General features: G+C 43.1%; 3 protein-coding genes. All 3 read right to left on the reverse strand.

The genetic code is table 11. From position 1 onward, the window contains the following. Window positions 1-346 (reverse strand): GGGtGRT protein (locus B2X33_RS04145; protein ID WP_296667861.1); only part of this gene is annotated, 346 nt, incomplete at its 3' end. 22 nt (window positions 347-368) lie between these two features. Continuing rightward, entirely contained in the window at window positions 369-1,070 is a 702-nt protein-coding gene (locus B2X33_RS04150; RefSeq protein ID WP_296667863.1) for an iron-sulfur cluster assembly scaffold protein, read from the reverse strand. Between the two features lie 285 nt (window positions 1,071-1,355). Further along, the coding region (locus B2X33_RS04155; protein ID WP_296667865.1) for an MATE family efflux transporter at window positions 1,356-2,711 on the reverse strand (1,356 nt) is incomplete at its 5' end.

Genomic DNA, 2,711 nt, shown 5'->3' on the forward strand with positions numbered 1-2,711 from the left:
CCAAGTTTCCGTGTCCGAGACCAACCTTGCGGTCGTCAGCTACAGAGCCCGGCAAGCAGAATGCCTGAAGTCCCTTACCAATATTTGCGGCAGCTGTTGAGCCAGTCTTGTCGCCTGTTTTCTCAGCTTCCTTGATTGCGATTGCAGAGCCGAGAACGTAAGCCCATTTTGCGTCCTCAAAACAAATCTGCTGTGTTGACTGGCAGATTTCGTAAGGGTCAAAACCGCGTGCCTTGCAAAGGTCGCGGGCCTCGTTGAGTCCTTTTTCTCCCTCAGAGAAGCCATATTCTTTAAGAGCCTTGTTTACCTGTGGGATACGGCCTTCAAAATCTTCAAATAATGCCATTTTATTTCCTCCGTTCCTACAATTAGTTCTTGCGAGGGTCGATGAGTTTTACCATGCCCTGATCTTCTGTAACGCGTCCGTAGTGAGTGCGTGCCTTCTCGATTGCCTCTTTCGGGTCAACTCCAGCCTTGAGAGCGTCCATGAGCTTTCCGAAGTTGATGCAGTTGTAGCCGATAACCTGGTTGTCCTTGTCAACAGCCATAGTCTCAACATAGCCTTCTGTCATTTCGAGGTAGCGAGGACCTGTCTTGCGTGTAGCGAACATTGTTCCAACCTGAGAGCGGAGATTTTTTCCCAAGTCCTCAAGGGAAGCTCCGACTTTCAAGCCGCCCTTTGAGTAAGCCGACTGAGTGCGTCCGTAGACAATCTGCATGAAAAGCTCGCGCATTGCAGTGTTGATTGCGTCGCATACAAGGTCAGTGTTAAGGGCTTCAAGAAGAGTTTTTCCGATAAGGATTTCAGATGCCATTGCAGCCGAGTGGGTCATTCCTGAGCAGCCGATTGTCTCGACAAGAGCTTCCTCGATGATTCCGTCTTTTACGTTCAAAGAAAGCTTGCATGCTCCCTGCTGAGGCGCGCACCAGCCGATTCCGTGTGTAAAACCAGAAATATCCTTGATTTCTTTTGCCTGAACCCATTTTCCTTCCTCAGGAATTGGAGCCGGCCCGTGATATGCGCCTTTAGCCAAAGGACACATATGCTCTACTTCTGCTGTGTAGACCATAATATTCTCCTAAAAATAAAAATCTGTTTTGATTCCGTCTCTTTTTAGGAAGAGACTGTTTCTCTGTTTTATGCAGGAATTGCAGCATTTTTTCAACTGCAAACCACTACATTGTTTTGTTATTGATTATAGTTTTTTTAAAATTGAAATTCAACGACAAAAACAAAAGTTTTTTGAGCTTAATGATTTTATGGGCGTTCCGGTTGTATTTACAACCGTCAGGCCTTTCGCCCTTGCATTGTCCGTCGCCTGCAACGGACAACGGCTGCGCCGGGGCTACAGTCCTTAACGCGTTTTATTGTTTTCCTTAGAAATTACAAAAATAAACGAAAAAAGCAGCATTAAAAACGTAATAATCCAGCTTATCGGATAACTTAAAAATATATTGCCAAAAGAATACAATCCAGGAAGCTTAAAAACCGTAAAAAGATAGACAAGGCGGCTTCCACAGACAAAAATCAAAGTCATAACAGCAGGCATAAGGCTCCGTCCCATTCCGCGAAGACTATTTGCCATAACGTCCATTATGCCGCAGGTAAAATAAGTTGAACAAATCACAAGAAAACGTTCCGCGGCCTTGTCTATTACAAGAGGATTTGACGTAAAAACCGAGAAAAGCTGCCTGCTAAAAAGAATACAAATTCCGCCAATAACAGCGCCGACAATGCAGACAGAAAAAAGGCTTGTCAAAACGACTCTCTTTACGCGGTCAATTTTCTTTGCGCCAACATTTTGACTTACAAAAGTAAGGCTTCCCTGGGCAATGCTGTTCATTGAAATATAAACAAAACCTTCAATGCTTTGACTTGCGCTGCTTCCGGCAACAGCAACCGCTCCAAAACTGTTTACGGTAGATTGAATCACCATATTGCTAAAACTAAAAAGACTGCTCTGAAAACCTGCTGGTACTCCGATTTTTAAAATTTTCGCAAGAATATCGCTGTTAAGGCAAAGTTTTTTTAAGTCCAGCTTAAAATCATCTTTCTCTGTAAGAAGAATAAAAAGGACGCATACGGCGGAAAGAGCCTGGCTTATTACAGTCGCCCACGCCACCCCGGCAACATCGAGATTAAATTTTATTACAAAGACAAGATTTAAAACAACGTTTAAAATTCCGCTTACAAAAAGAATATAGAGCGGCCGTTTTGTGTCGCCTTTTGCCCGTAAAAGAGCAGAACCAAAATTATAAACAACGCTCGGAAAAATTCCGCAAAAATAAATTCGCAGGTAAAGCGCAGAAAGAGGAAGAACTTCCTCAGGAGCGTCCATAACAATCAAAATCTGCCGGCTAAACAAAACTCCGACAACGCTTATAAAAGCTCCGCATAAAAGGCTCAGAACAAACGAAGTATGAACTGTCAAACTTACTTTTTTTGAATCTCCGCAACCGGTAAAATTTGCAGCAACAACATTGCACCCGATAGAAATTCCTAAAACCGTGTTTACAAGAAAATTTACAAGAGAACTTGTTGAGCCGACGGCAGCAAGAGAATTATCTCCAGCAAACCTGCCTACAACAACAACATCCGCCGCATTAAAAAAAAGCTGCAAAATTGAACTTAGCATAAGCGGAATCGAAAATTTCATTAACTTGGGAAAAATTGCTCCCGTCGTCATGTCAATCTGATTGCTTTTCATTTT

It is taken from the genome of Treponema sp. UBA785, from assembly GCF_002297065.1.
Taxonomy (GTDB): Bacteria; Spirochaetota; Spirochaetia; order Treponematales; family Treponemataceae; genus Treponema_D.

Coding starts and splice junctions, on each gene's coding strand:
- B2X33_RS04150 (WP_296667863.1), bottom strand. CDS start 1,070: ATGGTCTACACAGCAGAAGTAGAGCATATGTGTCCTTTGGCTAAAGGC.